12 protein-coding genes are annotated in these 15,633 nt (G+C 65.5%); 11 read left to right on the top strand and 1 reads right to left on the bottom strand.

Annotation, left to right across the window (positions count from 1 at the left end; translation table 11 throughout):
• Window positions 1-86: 86 nt before the first annotated feature.
• The 6 genes from ACTG4K_RS01320 (at window position 87) to ACTG4K_RS01295 (ending at window position 7,417) form a co-directional block, all read left to right on the top strand.
• Window positions 87-2,360, top strand: a complete 2,274-nt coding sequence (locus ACTG4K_RS01320; RefSeq protein ID WP_439112650.1) for a heavy metal translocating P-type ATPase — start codon at window positions 87-89, stop codon at window positions 2,358-2,360.
• 105 nt (window positions 2,361-2,465) lie between these two features.
• Window positions 2,466-3,062: a hemerythrin domain-containing protein gene (locus tag ACTG4K_RS01315; RefSeq protein WP_439112390.1), complete on the top strand. Its 597-nt coding sequence runs from the start codon at window positions 2,466-2,468 to the stop codon at window positions 3,060-3,062.
• Between the two features lie 145 nt (window positions 3,063-3,207).
• A complete protein-coding gene (locus ACTG4K_RS01310) occupies window positions 3,208-3,801 on the top strand; it encodes a hypothetical protein (protein WP_439112389.1) in 594 nt (197 codons plus the stop codon).
• Entirely contained in the window at window positions 3,771-5,024 is a 1,254-nt protein-coding gene (locus ACTG4K_RS01305) for a YbfB/YjiJ family MFS transporter (protein WP_439112388.1), read from the top strand. Before ACTG4K_RS01310 ends, ACTG4K_RS01305 begins: the two co-directional genes overlap by 31 nt.
• 144 nt (window positions 5,025-5,168) lie before the next feature.
• Window positions 5,169-6,104 carry an agmatinase gene (gene speB / locus ACTG4K_RS01300; protein ID WP_439112387.1) on the top strand — a complete coding sequence of 312 codons (936 nt, stop codon included), beginning with the start codon at window positions 5,169-5,171 and terminating at the stop codon, window positions 6,102-6,104.
• A gap of 2 nt (window positions 6,105-6,106) precedes the next feature.
• Window positions 6,107-7,417: an NAD(P)/FAD-dependent oxidoreductase gene (locus ACTG4K_RS01295; protein WP_439112386.1), complete on the top strand. Its 1,311-nt coding sequence runs from the start codon at window positions 6,107-6,109 to the stop codon at window positions 7,415-7,417.
• 108 nt (window positions 7,418-7,525) lie between these two features.
• Here the strand turns inward: ACTG4K_RS01295 and ACTG4K_RS01290 are convergent, their stop codons facing one another.
• A complete protein-coding gene (locus ACTG4K_RS01290; RefSeq protein WP_439112385.1) occupies window positions 7,526-9,025 on the bottom strand; it encodes a PLP-dependent aminotransferase family protein in 1,500 nt (499 codons plus the stop codon).
• A 202-nt stretch (window positions 9,026-9,227) separates the two neighbouring features.
• On the opposite strand from ACTG4K_RS01290, the gene ACTG4K_RS01285 reads away from it, so the two are divergent.
• From ACTG4K_RS01285 to ACTG4K_RS01265, 5 genes are all read left to right on the top strand, one after another.
• Window positions 9,228-10,025 carry a gamma-glutamyl-gamma-aminobutyrate hydrolase family protein gene (locus ACTG4K_RS01285; protein WP_439112384.1) on the top strand — a complete coding sequence of 266 codons (798 nt, stop codon included), beginning with the start codon at window positions 9,228-9,230 and terminating at the stop codon, window positions 10,023-10,025.
• Window positions 10,026-10,057: 32 nt separating this feature from the next.
• Window positions 10,058-11,425: a glutamine synthetase family protein gene (locus ACTG4K_RS01280; protein ID WP_439112383.1), complete on the top strand. Its 1,368-nt coding sequence runs from the start codon at window positions 10,058-10,060 to the stop codon at window positions 11,423-11,425.
• 139 nt (window positions 11,426-11,564) lie between these two features.
• Window positions 11,565-13,004: an aspartate aminotransferase family protein gene (locus tag ACTG4K_RS01275; protein WP_439112382.1), complete on the top strand. Its 1,440-nt coding sequence runs from the start codon at window positions 11,565-11,567 to the stop codon at window positions 13,002-13,004.
• A 145-nt stretch (window positions 13,005-13,149) separates the two neighbouring features.
• Window positions 13,150-14,319: an extracellular solute-binding protein gene (locus tag ACTG4K_RS01270; protein ID WP_439112381.1), complete on the top strand. Its 1,170-nt coding sequence runs from the start codon at window positions 13,150-13,152 to the stop codon at window positions 14,317-14,319.
• Between the two features lie 86 nt (window positions 14,320-14,405).
• Entirely contained in the window at window positions 14,406-15,500 is a 1,095-nt protein-coding gene (locus ACTG4K_RS01265) for an ABC transporter ATP-binding protein (RefSeq protein ID WP_439112380.1), read from the top strand.
• Window positions 15,501-15,633: the final 133 nt, after the last annotated feature.

The raw sequence follows: 15,633 nt of genomic DNA, 5'->3' as shown, positions 1-15,633 counted from the left end.
ACATGACACGTTTGAATCAAGTGGCCGAAACGACCGGCCAGACCGACCCCGCTGCTACGATCCAGATCGACCTGGGCATTGGCGGCATGACCTGTGCCTCGTGTGTGGCGCGGGTGGAAAAAACGCTGAAGAAGCAGGCGGGTGTGAGCGAAGCCACGGTGAATTTGGCCACCGAGTCGGCCCGCATCACGCTGGCCGGTGCCCACGGTGCCGAAACCCTGGCACGCCTGAAGCGCGCGGTGCGCGACGCTGGCTACGAGCCGCGCACCACCGACGCCATGGACGACGCCACCCCCGCGCGCTGGGCGGGGGTGCCGGTGGACTTTTTTCCGGTGCTGCTGGGCCTGCTGCTTTCTGCACCCCTGGTGTTGCCAATGGTGGGCGACCTGTTTGGCAAACACTGGATGCTGCCCGCCTGGATGCAGTTTGTGCTGGCCACGCCGGTGCAGTTTGTGCTGGGTGCGCGGTTTTACAAAGCCGGCTGGCACGCGCTGAAGGCCCTCACCGGCAACATGGAGCTGCTGGTGGCCATTGGCACCACGGCGGGTTGGGCGCTGTCCACCTGGCTGTGGTGGCGCGCCGAACCGGGCGAGATGGTGCACCTGTATTACGAAGCCTCTGCGGTGGTGATCACGCTGGTGCTGCTGGGCAAATGGCTCGAAGCCCGCGCCAAGCGCCAGACCACCAGCGCCATCCGTGCACTGCACGCGCTGCGGCCTGAGCGCGCGCATTTGTTGCCCGACGGTGTGCGCCGTATGGAGCTCACCGACGTGCCGGTGGACGAGCTGCTGCCGGGCGACATCATCCGCGTGCTGCCGGGTGAGCGCTTCGCGGCCGACGGCGAGGTGCTGCTGGGGCACACGCAGGCCGATGAGTCGATGCTGACCGGCGAGGCCATGCCGGTGGCCAAACAGCCGGGTGATTTTGTGACCGGTGGCGCGCTCAATGGCGAAGGCTCTGTGGAGGTGCAGGTGCGCGCGGTTGGTGCACAAAGCGTGCTGGCCCAGATCATTGCGCTGGTGCAAGACGCCCAGGCTGCCAAGGCGCCGGTGCAACGCATGGTGGACCAGGTGGCGGCGGTGTTTGTGCCGGTGGTGTTGGTGATCGCGCTGATCACACTGGGCGGCTGGCTTTACTTGGGATCGCCGGTGGAAGAAGCGCTGTTGCACGCCGTGGCCGTGCTGGTGATTGCCTGCCCCTGCGCGCTGGGCCTGGCCACGCCCACCGCCATCATGGCGGGCACCGGCGTGGCGGCACAGCATGGCATTTTGATCAAGGACGCACAGGCGCTGGAAATTGCGCACCGCGTGGACACGGTGGCGTTTGACAAGACCGGCACCCTGACCGTAGGCCACCCCCGGTTGCAGGCGATTGAAGCTGCCACTGGCGTGGACGAACTGGCGGTGTTGCAGGCGGCCAGCGCACTGCAGGCGCAGAGCGCCCACCCGCTGGCGCGCGCCGTGCTGGACGCTGCCACCGCCCGCGGCCTGGCCGTGGCGCCCGACGCCGCGCAAGACGTGCAAGCTGTGGCCGGGCGCGGTGGCTGGGGCACCGTGCAGGGCGCGCGGCTGGCCCTGGGCAGCCTGCGCTGGATGGACGAACTGGCCGCGCCGATGGGCCCGCTGGCCGAGTGTGCGCAGGCGTTGCAAAACGAAGGCGCCACGGTGTCGGTGCTGGCGGCGCAAAACGAGGCAGGCACCTGGGCACCGCTGGCGCTGCTGGCCTTTGCCGACGAAGCCAAGCCCGGCGCTGCCGCCGCGCTGGCTGGGCTGCGCGCGCAGGGCATGCGCTTGTTCATGGTGTCGGGCGACAACCGGGGCGCTGCCCTGGCCATGGCCAAAAAACTGGGCTTGCGGGCCGACCAGGGCGAGGTGATTGCCGAGGTGCTGCCGGGCGACAAGGCGGCGGTGATCAAGCAACTGAGGCTTGGAGAAGGCGCTGAAGCAGGCCAAGCAACAAGCCACCACACCGTGGCCATGGTGGGTGACGGTGTGAACGACGCGCCTGCGCTGGCGGCCGCCGACGTGGGCCTGGCCATGAGCCACAGCCAGGGTGGCAGTTCGGACGTGGCGATGCACGCCGCCGGCATCACGCTGATGCGGGGCGACCCGATGCTGGTGGCCGCCGCGCTGGACATTTCGCGGCGCACTGTGTCCAAGATCCGGCAAAACCTGTTTTGGGCTTTTGCCTACAACGCGGCCGGCATTCCGCTGGCCGCGCTGGGCTACCTGAGCCCGGTGCTGGCGGGTGCCGCCATGGCGCTGAGTTCGGTGAGCGTGGTGAGCAACGCCCTGTTGCTCAAGCGCTGGAAGCCGCCTGTAACGGCGCCAGAAGCCAGGTTGCACTCGCCGGTTGGTTGAGGCCGTGTGCCCAGTGCTTGACCTGCATCAACACCAAAAAACCCGACTTGCGGGATGCTTGGGTGGCGACAATGTCAGCAAAATAAACCCACCGGAGACAACGCCATGAACCACGAAGCCCTGCGCGTCATACGCGATGAACATGCCACGCTGGCGGCCATGTTGCAGTCGCTCATGCAGATGGTGAAACGTGGGCCCAGCCCCGATGGCAAAGACCAGCACGAGCTGTTTTTTGACGTGCTGCGGGCCATGTTGTTCTACATAGACGAGTTCCCCGAAAAACTGCACCACCCCAAAGAGTCGGACCTGCTGTTTCCTCGCGTGGCCCGCGCGGCGCCGCACGCCATGAGCGCCATAGATCAGCTGGAGCGGGACCACAGCGCGGGCGAGTTGCGCGTGCGTGAGCTCATGCACCTGCTGATGGCCTGGGAGTACCTGGGCGACACCCGGCGCAAGGCGTTTGAAGACGAGGTGACCACGTATGTGGACTTCTATTTGCAGCACATGCGGCTGGAAGAAACCGTGGTGTTGCCCGAAGCCGAAAAGCACCTGACCGACGCCGACTGGCATGCGCTGAACGCCGCTTTTGCCACCAACCAAGACCCGCTCAACAGTCGGGTTCCCCGCAACCCTCAGTTTGACCGCCTGTTTACGCGCATCGTCATGCGGGCACCCGCACCGGTGGGCTTGGGGCAAGACTGAGCGATTGAGGCCGGGGCGTTCTGGCCGCTGCCGCGTCCAGGATTGGAAATTAATACAAAAAGTTTCATTGACGCTGATCAATGGCGATCGGTGGTTGATCAGGCATACTTTTTATACTATTTGTATTACATATGCCCATCGCGCCATGCCTCAACCCGCCCAGAACCATTCTTTTGACGAACCGTATGGCGTGTCAAGGCTGCTGCACACCTTGGTGTTGCTGCTGCAGCGCTTGCCCGACGACCAGGGCCGCGGCGGGCATGCCGCATTTTTTGATGCGGTCAACGCACTGATGATCGACGTGTGTGCCGAGGTGCCGCCTCAACAAGCCGGCAACAACGCGCTGGTGCTGGTGGCCCTTGGCCAGCTGGAGCGCCGCCCCCTGGGGCACGACCCGCTGGTGTACGACCTGCTGCAGGTGCTGCACACCCATGGTTTCATGGCGGGTGAACGCGGCACGTTGTTGCTGTCCACCCTCAGCCGCCTGGTGGAGCGCCATGTGCGCGTGTTCTGGCAAGAGTCCGAAATGCCCATGCCGCCTGTCCAGCCGTCGCGCAGCGAGCGGCCTGCCGTGGTGGACTGGAACACCCTGAACCTTTCCTGGCCACTGCGCCCCGGCCAGTGTGGTGCGGTGGCAGAGCCGAACGAGCCGAACAGTCGCGCCCGGCAACCCGGCGTGGTGGTGGACTGGCCCACAATGGCCGGGCCATGCCACGCCCCATCCAGCCCCGCCACCTGAATCCGGCCCCAGCCGCCGACCCAACCCCCTACGTGCGGTTGGCGCTGTCGCTGTCGCTCGGCGCCGCCGTGTCGCTGGGCATCACCCGCTTTGCCTACGGCTTGCTGCTGCCCACCATGCGCGAAGACCTGGGCTGGAGCTACACACTGGCCGGGGCCATGAACACGTTCAACGCCGTGGGCTATTTGCTCGGCGCCCTGGCCACGCCCTGGCTCCTGCGGCGCAGCGCGCCCACCGCCTTGCTGCTGTGGGGTTCGGCGCTGGCCACGGTGTTCATGGTGCTCAGCGGCTTTTTCACCACCGCCGGCCCGCTGCTGGCGCAGCGCTTGCTGGCCGGGGTGGCCAGCGCGCTGGTGTTCATTGCCGGTGGTCTGCTGGCCGCGCGCCTGGGGGCACGCCAGCCGCACCGCAGTGGTTTTTTGCTCGGGCTGTATTACGGTGGGACCGGCGTGGGCATTGTGTTGTCGGCATTGGGCGTGCCCTGGGTGCTGGAACGCGCCGCCAGCCAGCCCCACGGCTGGGCCTGGGCCTGGTGGGGCCTGGCGCTGCTGTGTGCGCTGGCCACCGTGCTGCTGGCCTGGCCGGCGCGTGTGCTGGCCCGCGGTGAAGCCGGGGTGGCGTCGGCCGCCCCCGCAGCGACGGGCCACGCGGCCGCAGCGCTGGCTGGCCGGGTGTTTCGCTCGCGCGACTTTGCCTTTGCCCTGGCCGGCTACGCCGGCTTTGGCGTGGGTTACATCGGCTACATGACCTTTGTGATCGCCCTGCTGCGCGAACAGGGCCACTCACCCGGCGACATCACGCTGTATTACGCGCTGCTGGGTGCGGCCGTCATCGCATCGTCCCGGATCTGGGCCGGCCTGCTCGACCGCCACAAAAACGGCCAGGCCCTGGCCCGGCTCAACGCCTTGCTCGGTGTGGCCGCCATCGTGCCCGCCCTCACCACCGCGTGGCCGCTGGTCATCGCGTCGGGCCTGCTGTTTGGCGGGGTGTTTTTGTCGGTGGTGGCCAGCACCACGGCGCTGGTGCGCCACAACCTGCCGCCCGCGCAATGGGCGGCCGGCATCAGCGCGTTCACCATCGTTTTCGCCGCTGGCCAAATCGTCGGCCCCACCGTGGTGGGCTTCATTGCCGACGGCCCAGGCGGCCTGGCCCGGGGGCTGTTGTTTTCAGCGGTGGCGCTGTGGCTGGGGGCAGGGCTGGCCTGGCGGCAGCGGGCTTTGTGAGCCCGTGCGGCCATGCCACCGGCACCCGGTGGACGCCAGCCACCCCGTGAAATTGGCCTTACCGGTGGTTTGATACAGCGGTATGGTGTGGGTCCAATCGGGCGACGTTGAGCGCTCGCCTCTTCTGTTTTGAAGGACCGCGCCATGGCCATGGGGCAATTTGCATACGCCAACAACACCAACCGCTTTCTGGGCGCCGAGCCGCTGACCACGCAGCCGTTTGCCGTGGCGGGGGTGCCGTTTGACGGTGTGGTGACGAACCGGCCAGGCGCGCGCTTTGGCCCGCAGGCCATACGGGCGGCGAGCCTGATGCTGTGTGACGGCATTCACCCGGTGTTTGATGTGTCGCCGCTGGCGCACCTGGGTGACGCGCTGGACATGCGCTTGCCCAACGCCTCGCCTTTGCCCGAGGTGCGCCGCCACATGGAGGCGCAGGCCGCCGCGCTGATGGCGCAGCACCATTGCGTGTTTCTGGGCGGCGACCATTCCATCACCCTGTCGCTGCTGCGGGCGGCCCAGGCGCAATACGGCGGCGGCGAGCCGCTGGCCTGTCTGCACTTTGACGCGCATTGCGACACCTGGAGCGACCATTTTGGCGAGCCGTCGGGTCACGGCACCTGGACCTATGAGGCGATTCAGGAAGGCCTGATCAGCCCGGCGCACACGGTGCAGGTGGGCATTCGCTCCAGCGGTGAGCGGGCGGCGCGCGAGTATGTGGCCGACCAGGGCGGGCAGATTTTTACGGCGCGGGCGCTGCGCGGGCTGGACGGTGCGGGCCTGCAGCCAGTGCTGGACGCGATTCGCCAGCGCATGGGGCAGCGGCCTTGTTATTTGACGCTGGACATCGACTGCCTGGACCCGGCCTTTGCGCCGGGCACCGGCACACCCGAGCCGGGTGGGCTCACCAGTTCGCAGGTGCTGACGTTTCTGGAAGGCCTGGCCGACCTGAACTGGGTGGGCATGGACTGCGTGGAGGTGGCCCCGGCCTACGACCACGCCGAGCTGACGACGAACGCGGCGGCCACGTTTGTGTGGACGTACCTGAGCGGCCAGGTGGCCAAACGGACCCGGGGGGCTTGAGCATGTTCCAGCGTTCTTTGGTGGGGTCGGACACGCAGCTCAACCGCCGCAGCTACTACGAAGCCAGCGTGACGCGCCCCGAGGCTTGCCCAGCGCTGGATGGCGCGGTGCAGGCCGATGTGGTGGTGGTGGGCGCGGGCTTTGCCGGCTTGAGCGCGGCGCTGGAGATGGCGCAACGCGGGCTGAGCGTGGTGGTGCTGGAGGCCGACCGCGTGGGCAGCGGCGCCAGCGGGCGCAACGGTGGGCAAGCCATCGTGGGCTATGCCAGCGGGCAAGCGCCGTTTGAACAGCAGCTGGGCGCGACGGATGCGCAGCGCGTCTGGGACATGTCGCTGCAGGCGCTGGACCTGATGGAGCAGCGCATGGCGGCGCACCAGATAGATTGCGATTGGGTGAAGGGCTATGTGTATGTGGCGGACTCTGCGCGCAAGGCGCGGGCGCTGCGCGAAGAGGTGGACGGCTTGCAGCGGCGCGGCATTGGCTGCGACTGGGCCGAGGGCGCGCAGCTGCCGCGCCTGATCGACAGCCCGCGCTATGTGGCGGCGGCGCGCGAAACGCGTTCGGGCCATTTGCACCCGCTGAAATACGCGCTGGGCCTGGCGCGGGCGGCGCAGGCGGCGGGCGTGCGCATTTTTGAGCACTCGCCGGTGACGGCGCTGCAGCGCGGCGCCACGCTGGTGGCGACCACGCCGCAGGGTTTGGTGAGGGCGCGTTTTGGGGTGCTGGCGGGCAACAGCATGCTGGCGCAATACGGCCCGCAGGTGGCGCCCGACATTGCGCCGCGCATCATGCCGGTGGGCACCTACATCGTGGGCACGGCGCCGCTGGACCCGGCCTTGTGCGCCCGGCTGATTCCCAGCAACGCGGCGGTGTGCGACAACAATTTTGTGCTGGACTATTTCCGCTTCAGCGCTGACCGCCGCATGCTCTTCGGTGGCCGCGTCAGCTACACCACGCAAACCCCGCGCAACCTGGAGGCGGTGATGCGCCAGCGCATGGGCGCGGTGTTCCCAGCCCTGAAAGACGTACCCATTGAGCATGTGTGGGGCGGCTTTGTGGACATCAGCATGAACCGCGCACCCGACTTTGGCCGCCTGGGCGACAACCTGTATTACCTGCAGGGCTTCAGTGGCCACGGTGTGGCGCTGACCGGGCTGGCCGGCCAGCTGGTGGCCGAGGCGGTGGCTGGGCAGGCCGGGCGCTTTGACGTGTTTGCCCGCTTGAAGCACCGCGAGTTTCCGGGCGGTGCGCTGCTGCGCACGCCCAGCCTGGCGCTGGGCATGCTGTGGTACCGGTTGCGGGATATCTTGTAGCTCGCGCCATCTGCACGAAGACCCTCACGCTCGCGCCCGTACGAGCTCGCAAGTGGGGGGGCAGACATCCCGGCTTCGTTGTGTGAGCCGACCAGTCTCCCGGCTCCCTCAGCTCCCCTGTGCCATTTCCTGCCGCACCGCCGCCGCCAGCACCGTGCCGTGGCGGGCAATGTCGGCCAGGGGTGCGTAGCCGTAGCCAATGACCAGGCCACGCAGGTCGGTGCGTGCCAGGCAGTAGGCTGACAGCGGGCGCACCGTGATGCCTTGCTGGGCCAGCCGCTGCGCCAGGGCGCGGTCGTTCACATGGTTGGGCAGGCGCAGGCACAGGTGCAGGCCTTGCTCGGCGCCGGTGATGCGTGGGCCTTCGCTGTGTTCGTTCAGCACCGGTGCCAGTGCTTGCAGCAGGCAGTGGCGGCGTTCGGCGTAGCTTTGCCTCGATCGGCGCAGCGTGCTGCTGAAGTGGCCCATTTCAATGAACTCGGCCAGCGCGGCCTGCAGCGGCATCTGGCCGGGGCGGTTCAGGTCGTAGTGGGCTTGCTTGAAGGCGGCCACCTGGGGTTTGGGCACCACCAGGTAGCCGAGCTTGATGCCGGGGTAAAGCACCTTGGAAAACGTGCCCATGTAGAGCACGCGGCCGTCGGTGTCCAGCCCTTCCAGGCTGGATATGGGCGGGCCGCTGAAGCGGTATTCGCTGTCGTAGTCGTCTTCCAGCACCCAGGCACCGTGGGCGCGGGCGGTGGCCAGCAGTTGGTGGCGCCGGGGCAGGCTCATCACGGCGCCGGTGGGGTACTGGTGTGAGGGTGTGAGGTAGATCAGGCGCGGGGGCTTGGCGTTATCCGCTTCGGTGGGGCGGATGCCTTCCACATCCACTTCCACCGGGTGGATGTGCAGGCCGGTGGCCATGAAGGCTTTGACGGCGCCCCAGTAGGCGGGGTCTTCGGCCCACACGGTGTCGCCGTGGTCGGCCAGCAGGCGGGCGCAGAGTTCGAGCGACTGCTGGGTGCCGGTGGTGATGATGACCTGGTCGGCGTCCAGCTGCACGCTGCGGAACACGCGCAGGTAGTCGGCCACGGCGCGGCGCAGCGGGGCGTGACCGCCCGAGGTGGCGTAGTCGAGCATGTCCGGGTAGGTCATGCGCCAGTGTTTGTTTTGCAGGCGCTGCCAGAGCGTGAGCGGGAAGGCGCTGAAATCGGCGATGCCGGGCGTGAACGGCTGCACTTCGAGTTCGGTGGCGCAAAAGGTGGTGGACAGCGCCACGCCACGCGCCGAGAGTCGCCCACTGGGCACGGCGGCGCGCGCCGGGCCACCGGCACGGCGACCGCTTTGGCCCGGCAGGGTGCGGGGCACGCTGTCGTTCACGTAGGTGCCGCTGCCCACGCGGCTGGCCAGGTAGCCTTCCACGCTGAGCTGGTTGATGGCGGCCACCACCGTGTTGCGCGAGAGGTTCAGGTCTTGCGCCAGGTCGCGGCTGGACGGCAGGCGCTCCCCGGCAGCGAGCTTGCCGTCGAGCATGGCGCGGCGCAGCGCTTCGTACAGCTGGCGGTGCAGCGGCAGGGCGTCTTGAGCGCCCAGGCGGGTCATTTCACTGAGCAGAAATTCGGACAGCATGTCTTTTTGACTCCAATGCACCGCGCAGGTCGGGTGATGTGGCCCGGCGCACGTTGGGGAACCGACTTGACGGCTCTTCTCACCCAGGCCCGATGCCGCATGCGCAACGCAGGGGGTTAAGTGGCACCATCGAGTTACATAGAATGGCTCTTATTGTGATCCAATTTGAGCATCACAATCGGCTTACGTGTTTGGAGACAACATGAACCAACCGCCTTGCATGGTCTGGCTGCCGGCCGACCACCGCCTCTTGGGCGACCACGGGCACCAGATGCCTTTTTTGCTGCTCGGTGACAAATACGCCCGCGCCGTGAAGGTGGGCGCGCAGGCCCAGCCGGTGATGTTCCCGCTGGCAGAACCCGAACAGATCAGCGAATTGCTGTCCATGGTGGACGGCGTCATGCTCACGGGCTCGCCGTCCAACGTGCACCCGTCGCACTTTGCCGAAGACGTGGCCGACCCCAGCCTGCCGCTGGACCCGGCGCGCGACATCCTCACCCTGGCGCTGGTGAAAGCTTGCGTACACGAAGGCGTGCCGCTGCTGGGCGTGTGCCGCGGCTTTCAAGAAATCAACGTGGCGCTGGGCGGCACGCTGCACCAGCGCGTGCAAGAAGTGCCTGGCCTGAGCGACCACCGCGAGCCCAAGGGCGCGCCGTTTGACGAACAATACGCCCCGCGCCATGCCGTGCGCTTCAAACCTGGCAGCGTGTTTGAAACCTGGGCGGGTGGCCCGCAGACCGAGGTGAATTCGCTGCACGGGCAGGGCATCAACCGCCTGGCCGATGGCCTGGAAGCGCTGGCCCATGCGCCCGATGGCGTGGTGGAGGCGTTTGCCGTGAAGGGCGCCCACACCTTCGCCTACGCGGTGCAGTTTCACCCCGAATGGCGCTGCTGGGAAACCCCGTTTTACGCCGCCATTTTTGAGGCGTTTGGCCACGCCTGCCGCCAGCGCCGCAGCCTGCGCCTGCAGGCCGCCGACCTGGCCCGCCACACCAGCTGATACAGACAACGACAACACCAAGGAACCGGCCCATGACAGACCGCAAGACCATGACTTTCAACGACCTGGAAAACTGGCTCAACGAGCACCGCGTGACCGAAGTGGAGTGCCTGGTGCCCGACCTGACCGGTGTGGCGCGGGGCAAGATTTTGCCGCGCGGCAAATTCACCGAAGACCGGGGCATGCGCCTGCCGCAAGCCATTGTGGGCATGGGCGTGACGGGCGAATTTCCCGAAAGCGGCCCGTATTACGACGTGATCGACCCGACCGACAAAGACATGCAGCTGCGCCCGGACCCGAGCACCGTGCGCATCGTGCCCTGGGCCACAGACCCCACCGCTCAGGTGATCCACGACTGCTTTGACCACGCCGGCAAGCTGGTGCCGTTTGCGCCGCGCAGCGTATTGCGCAAGATTTGCGACCTGTACGACGCCGAGGGCTGGGACCCGGTGGTGGCGCCCGAGCTGGAGTTTTACCTGACCGCGCGCAACACCGACCCGAACACGCTGCTGAAGCCGCCCATTGGCCGCAGCGGCCGGGCCGAGACCTCGCGCCAGGCGTATTCGATTGACGCGGTGAACGAGTTCGACCCGCTGTTTGAAGAGATTTACGACTACTGCGACAAGATGCATCTCAACGTGGACACGCTGATCCACGAGGTGGGCGCGGGGCAGATGGAGATCAACTTCTTCCACGCCCACCCGCTGGGTCTGGCCGACGAGGTGTTCTTCTTCAAGCGCACGGTGCGCGAAGCCGCGCTGCGCCACGACATGTACGCCACCTTCATGGCCAAGCCCATTGCGGGGGAACCCGGCAGCGCCATGCATGTGCACCAGAGCATCGTGGACAAAGTCACGGGAAAGAACATTTTCAGCAACGAAGACGGCACCGCGTCTGACGCCTTTCACCACTACATCGGCGGTCTGCAGCGCTACATACCGGCGGCCATGGTGTTGGTGGCACCGTATGTGAACAGCTACCGCCGCCTGAGCCGCCACACGGCCGCGCCCATCAACATCGAGTGGGGCCACGACAACCGCACGGTGGGCATCCGTTCGCCCATTTCCAGCCCCGAAGCGCGGCGGGTGGAAAACCGCGTGATCGGCGCCGACGCCAACCCCTACGTGGCCATGGCCATGACGCTGGCTTGCGGCTACCTGGGCATGAAAAACAAGATCAAGCCCAAGCCCGAAATGAAGGGCGACGCCTACCTGGCGCCTTATTCGCTGCCGCGCTCGCTGGGCGAGGCGCTGGACTGGCTGCGCCGCGAGACCGACCTGCACGACATCCTGGGCAAAGAGTTCATCACGATCTACACCGAGATCAAGGAGCTGGAGTTTGACGAGTTCATGAAGGTCATCTCCCCATGGGAACGCGAACACCTCCTGCTGCACGTGTAAGCCTCCGCGCCGCTGTCCATGAACCACCCCCGCGCCGCACCTGCGGTGCGTCATCCCCTCAAGGGGGCACCGCTGGCGGCCTGGCAAAGCCGGTTCCGCTGCGTTCTCGATGAATGCTCTGCAAGAAAGTGAGATCCGTATGAACCCCTCAACCCTCATCGCCCCGCCCGCCCTGGTGCGCCGCGCCGAGCAGCAAGACACGCAGGCCGTGCAGGCGCTCGACAGCGCGCACTTCATGCACCCCTTCACCGACCACGCGGGCCTGGCTTCGCGCGGTGCGCGGGTGATCACCCGCGCCGACAACATTTATGTGTGGGATTCCGAAGGCAAGAAGATCCTGGACGCCATGAGCGGCCTGTGGTGCGTGAACGCGGGCTACGGCCGCAAGGAGCTGGCCGACGCGGCTTACCAGCAGATGATGACGCTGCCGTTCTACAACAGCTTTTTCAACACCACCAACGTGCCGGCGGTGCAGCTGGCCACCAAGCTGGCTTCGTTGGCCCCGAAGGTGGGCGGGCGCAGTTTTGAACATGTGTTCTTCAGCAGCAGTGGCAGCGAAAGCAACGACACCAATGTGCGCATGGTGCGCCGCTACTGGGACCTGCTGGGCCAGCCCCAGCGCAAGGTCATCATCAGCCGCCACAACGCGTACCACGGCAGCACCATGGCGGGCGCTTCGCTGGGCGGCATGAGCGGCATGCACGCGCAGGGCGACTTGCCCATTCCCAATATCACGCACATTGAGCAGCCGTACTTTTTTGATAACGCGCTGCCCGGCGAAAGCCGGGCCGACTTTGGCCGCCGCGCCGCAGGCTGGCTCGAAGCCAAGATTCTGGAAGTGGGCCCCGAGAAGGTGGCCGCTTTCATAGCCGAGCCGGTGCAGGGTGCGGGCGGCGTGATCATTCCGCCCGAGACCTACTGGCCCGAGATCCAGCGTATCGTGGACCAATACGGCATCTTGCTGATTTCAGACGAGGTGATTTGCGCCTTTGGCCGGCTGGGCCACTGGTTTGCGTATGAAAAATTTGGTTACCGACCCGACCTGGTGACCTTTGCCAAGGGTGTGACCAGCGGCTACATACCGCTGGGCGGTGTGATGGTGGGCGACCGCGTGGCCAAGGTGCTGATCGAGCAGGGTGGCGAGTTCAACCACGGCTACACCTACAGCGGCCACCCGGTGGCCTGCGCGGTGGCGCTGGCCAACATCGAGCTGATGGAGCGCGAAAACCTGGTCAGCAAGGTGCGCGACGATGTGGGCCCCTATTTGGCGGCGCGCTTTGCCGAACTCAACGAACACCCGCTGGTGGCCGAGGCCGAAACCTGCGGCTTGGTGGCCGGCCTGGTGTTGGTGAAAGACAAGGCGACCCAGGCGCTGTTTGACGAAGACCTGGGCGTGGGCATGATTTGCCGCGGCCATTGTTTCAAGAACGGGCTGATCATGCGCGCCGTGGGCGACCGCATGATCATTGCGCCGCCGCTGGTGATGACGCGCGCCCAGGTCGACGAAATGATGGCGCTGATCCGGCTGTGTCTGGACGCGACGCTGGCGGATTTGCGCACCGCTGGCCAGTTGGCGTGATGGGATTTTTTGATACAGTGATTGCATCCCCCAATTTGGGGAGTGTTCGGGCCCGTTTGTTGCTTGTCTTGTTGGCATTCAAGGGTCCGGGTGTCGCGCCTGATTCTTCGGTTTGTTTCCCATCCCCTCTGGAGTGTTCTTCACCATGAAAAAGCATGTTCTCGCGCTGGCCATCACGGCCGTTTTGCTCGCCGCTTGCGGCAAAAAAGAGGAGCCGGTGGCGGCACCTGCTGCGCCCGCGCCCGTGGCCGCAGCCCCTGCGGCGCCTGCTGGCCCGGTGCTGGACGATGAAAAAGTCCTGAACATCTACAACTGGCCCGACTACATCACCGAGACCATGGTGGCCGACTTTGAGAAAGAGTTTGGCATCAAGGTGAACTACGACACCTTTGAAAACAACGAAGCGCTGCACGCCAAGCTGGTGGCAGGCAACTCAGGCTACGACATCGTGGTGCCCACGGCAGGCTTCGGCAAGAAGCAGATTGATGGCGGTCTGTACCAGCCCATCGACCGCAGCAAACTGTCCAACTACGGCAACCTGGACCCCGAGTTCATGGCAAAGATTGCCGGTGTGGACCCAGAAAACAAGCACTTCGTGCCTTGGGCCTGGGGCTTCACCACGGTGGGCATCAACAAGCAGAAGGTAGAAAAGGCGCTGGGTGACATGCCCATGCCCGAAAACGCCTGGGACCTGGTGTTCAAGTCCGAATATTCCAGCAAGCTGCGCTCGTGCGGCATCATTTACCTGGACTCGCCGAGCGAGATCTTGCCGCTGGCGCTGCACTACGTGGGCAAGCCGGCTTACAGCGAAAACGCCGAAGACTTCAAGGAAGCCGGCGCCATGCTGGCCAAGGTGCGCAAAGATGTGCGCCTGTTCTCCAGCACCATGATCGACGACATTGCCGGCGGCAAAGGTTGCGCGTTTGTCGGCTGGTCGGGTGACATCAACATCGCCGCTGACCGTGTGAAGGAAACCGGTGGCAAGGACGAAATCGTGCCGCTGTTGCCCACCGGCGGTGGTCTGGTGTTCATCGACACCATGGCCATTCCGAAAGACGCCAAGCGCGTGAACAACGCACACGCGTTCATCGACTTCTTCCTGCGTGCCGAAAATGGCGCGGCCATGGCCAACGAGATGAACTACCCCACCGGCAACAAGGCTTCGGTGGCGATGATCAAGGACGAGATCAAGCAAAACAAGACCATTTTCTTGAGCGATGAAGACACCGCACGCCTGATCCCGACCGGTGGTTTCTCCAACGATGTGGCCAGTGTGCTCAACGACACCTACAACGCATTCAAACGCGGCAAGTAAGGCTTTGCACTGGGCTCAGGGCTGTTCTTCTTCCGGGTTGAACAGCCCTTTTTTGTTGGCACATCGAACAAGAAACGGAAACATCCATGGCTGATGAGGCAGGTTTTCTGGTCACCGAAAAATTGGTCAAGCGCTTTGACGAGGCGGTGGCGGTAGACGAAGTGTCGCTCTCCATCGGCAAGGGCGAAATCTTTGCCCTGCTGGGCAGTTCGGGCTGCGGCAAGTCCACGTTGCTGCGCATGCTGGCGGGGTTCGAGAAGCCCACGTCGGGGCGCATCATGCTGGGTGGGCAAGACGTGGCGGCCATGCCGCCTTACGAGCGTCCGGTGAACATGATGTTTCAGAGTTACGCGCTGTTTCCGCACCTGAACATCTGGGAAAACGTGGCCTTTGGCCTCAAGCGCGAGGGCCTGCCCAAAGCCGAGGTGCAGCAACGCACGGACGAGATGCTGGGCCTGGTGCAGCTCACGCCCTACGCCAAACGCAAGCCGCACCAGCTTTCGGGTGGGCAGCAGCAGCGCGTGGCCCTGGCACGCAGCCTGGCCAAGCGGCCCAAGCTGCTGCTGCTGGACGAACCGCTGGGCGCGCTGGACAAGAAGCTGCGCGAGCAGACGCAGTTCGAGCTGGTGAACATCATTGAAAAGGTGGGCGTGACCGTGGTGATGGTGACGCACGACCAGGAAGAGGCCATGACCATGGCCAGCCGCATCGCCATCATGAGCAAGGGCCGGGTGCTGCAGGTGGGCACGCCGGAGGAGATCTACGAGCACCCGCGCAACAAGTTTGTGGCCGACTTCATTGGCAACGTGAACCTGTTTGGCGGCAAGCTCACGCTGGACGAGCCCGACCGCTGCGCGGCCACCACCGGTATCGGCGAGGTCCATGTGGGCCACGGTGTGAGCGGCACGCTGAACATGCCGGTGTCGATTGCCGTGCGGCCCGAGAAGATTGAGATCAGCAAGGCCCGGCCCGACAACGGTGCGTTCAACCTGTTCCAGGGCAAAGTCAAAGAAATCGGCTACCTGGGTTCGTACACCAACTACATCCTGCAGGCACGCGACGGCAGCAAGGTGCGGGTGACCGAAGCCAATACCTCGCGTCAAGACCTGTCCGACATCACGTGGGAAGACGAGGTGTTCTTTTGGTGGGACGACAAGGCGGCGGTGGTCTTGAGGGACTGACACGAGTCAGTCTCCCCCCGCGCCGCTTCGCGTCACCCCCCGGAGGGGGCAACGCTGGCGGCCCGGCAAAGCCGGCTCCGCGGCGTTCTTGGTTTTCGGTTTCCTCGCTCCACCGACTCTTCAGGAGTAATTC

It is taken from the genome of Hydrogenophaga sp., assembly GCF_965657535.1.
In the GTDB taxonomy this organism is placed as follows: Bacteria; Pseudomonadota; Gammaproteobacteria; order Burkholderiales; family Burkholderiaceae_C; genus Hydrogenophaga.
The sequence above is the reverse complement of the archived record's forward strand: the minus strand, read 5'-3'. Positions and strand labels throughout refer to the sequence as shown.

Coding starts and splice junctions, on each gene's coding strand:
- ACTG4K_RS01270 (WP_439112381.1), top strand. CDS start 13,150: ATGAAAAAGCATGTTCTCGCGCTGGCCATCACGGCCGTTTTGCTCGCC.
- ACTG4K_RS01320 (WP_439112650.1), top strand. CDS start 87: ATGACCTGTGCCTCGTGTGTGGCGCGGGTGGAAAAAACGCTGAAGAAG.
- ACTG4K_RS01305 (WP_439112388.1), top strand. CDS start 3,771: ATGCCACGCCCCATCCAGCCCCGCCACCTGAATCCGGCCCCAGCCGCC.
- ACTG4K_RS01280 (WP_439112383.1), top strand. CDS start 10,058: ATGACAGACCGCAAGACCATGACTTTCAACGACCTGGAAAACTGGCTC.
- ACTG4K_RS01290 (WP_439112385.1), bottom strand. CDS start 9,025: ATGCTGTCCGAATTTCTGCTCAGTGAAATGACCCGCCTGGGCGCTCAA.
- ACTG4K_RS01310 (WP_439112389.1), top strand. CDS start 3,208: ATGCCTCAACCCGCCCAGAACCATTCTTTTGACGAACCGTATGGCGTG.
- speB (WP_439112387.1), top strand. CDS start 5,169: ATGGCCATGGGGCAATTTGCATACGCCAACAACACCAACCGCTTTCTG.
- ACTG4K_RS01275 (WP_439112382.1), top strand. CDS start 11,565: ATGAACCCCTCAACCCTCATCGCCCCGCCCGCCCTGGTGCGCCGCGCC.
- ACTG4K_RS01295 (WP_439112386.1), top strand. CDS start 6,107: ATGTTCCAGCGTTCTTTGGTGGGGTCGGACACGCAGCTCAACCGCCGC.
- ACTG4K_RS01315 (WP_439112390.1), top strand. CDS start 2,466: ATGAACCACGAAGCCCTGCGCGTCATACGCGATGAACATGCCACGCTG.
- ACTG4K_RS01285 (WP_439112384.1), top strand. CDS start 9,228: ATGAACCAACCGCCTTGCATGGTCTGGCTGCCGGCCGACCACCGCCTC.
- ACTG4K_RS01265 (WP_439112380.1), top strand. CDS start 14,406: ATGGCTGATGAGGCAGGTTTTCTGGTCACCGAAAAATTGGTCAAGCGC.